This window comes from Rothia sp. (in: high G+C Gram-positive bacteria) (assembly GCF_030540545.1).
Classification (GTDB): Bacteria; Actinomycetota; Actinomycetes; order Actinomycetales; family Micrococcaceae; genus Rothia.
This window is the reverse complement of sequence record NZ_JAUNVZ010000077.1, coordinates 1-1,202: the sequence shown is the minus strand read 5'-3', so window position 1 is coordinate 1,202 and position 1,202 is coordinate 1. Positions and strand designations below refer to the sequence as shown.

The 1,202-nt window shown below is 57.4% G+C and carries 1 rRNA gene; it reads right to left on the bottom strand.

Features of this window, described 5'->3' with window-relative positions:
- Positions 1–1,202 (bottom strand): 23S ribosomal RNA (locus Q4P78_RS09050); the annotation flags it as partial.

Here is a 1,202-nt window from a genome sequence, read left to right as displayed (position 1 = left end):
GTGTGAAGGAATCCTTATCTTGGAGCAGGCTTCCCGCTTAGATGCTTTCAGCGGTTATCCCTTCCGAACGTAGCCAACCGGCCGCGCCACTGGCGTGACGACCGGCATACCAGAGGTTCGTCCACCCAGGTCCTCTCGTACTATGGGCAGGCCTCCTCAAGATTCCAACGAGCGCAGAGGATAGAGACCAAACTGTCTCACGACGTTCTGAACCCAGCTCGCGTGCCGCTTTAATCGGCGAACAGCCGAACCCTTGGGACCTGCTCCAGCCCCAGGATGCGACGAGCCGACATCGAGGTGCCAAACCATCCCGTCGATATGGACTCTTGGGAATGATCAGCCTGTTATCCCCGGGGTACCTTTTATCCGTTGAGCGATGCCGCGCCCGTGCGCCGGCACCGGATCACTATCTCCGACTTTCGTCCCTGCTCGACCCGTCGGTCTCGCAGTCAAGCTCCCTTGTGCGATTACACTCAACACCCGATTGCCAACCGGGCTGAGGGAACCTTTGAGCGCCTCCGTTACTCTTTGGGAGGCAACCGCCCCAGTTAAACTACCCGCCAGGCACTGTCCCAGAGCAGGATGACTGCTCGTGGTGAGACATCAAACGAGAACAGAGCGGTATTTCACCTTGCGACTCCACCCAAGCTGGCGCCTGGGCTTCGAAGTCTCCCGCCTATGCTACACAATCCGCGCCTAATGCCAATACCAAGGTATAGTAAAGGTCCCGGGGTCTTTTCGTCCTTCTGCGCTTAACGAGCATCTTTACTCGTACTGCAATTTCGCCGAGCTCCTGGTCGAGACAGTGGGGAAGTCGTTACGCCATTCGTGCAGGTCGGAACTTACCCGACAAGGAATTTCGCTACCTTAGGATGGTTATAGTTACCACCGCCGTTTACCGGGGCTTGAATTCACCGCTTCACCCCAAAGGGCTGACGGATCCTCTTAACCTTCCGGCACCGGGCAGGCGTCAGAGCGTATACAGCGGCTTACGCCTTCGCACGCTCCTGTGTTTTTGGTAAACAGTCGCTACCCCCTGGCCTGTGCCACCCCCCAAAGCTCCAGCAGCAAGTGCTTTCACCTCAAGGGGTCTCCCTTATACCGAAGGCACGGGAGTGATTTGCCGAGTTCCTTGACCAGGATTCGCTCGATCGCTTTGGTATTCTCTACCTGACCACCAGTGTCGGTTTGGGGTACGGGCG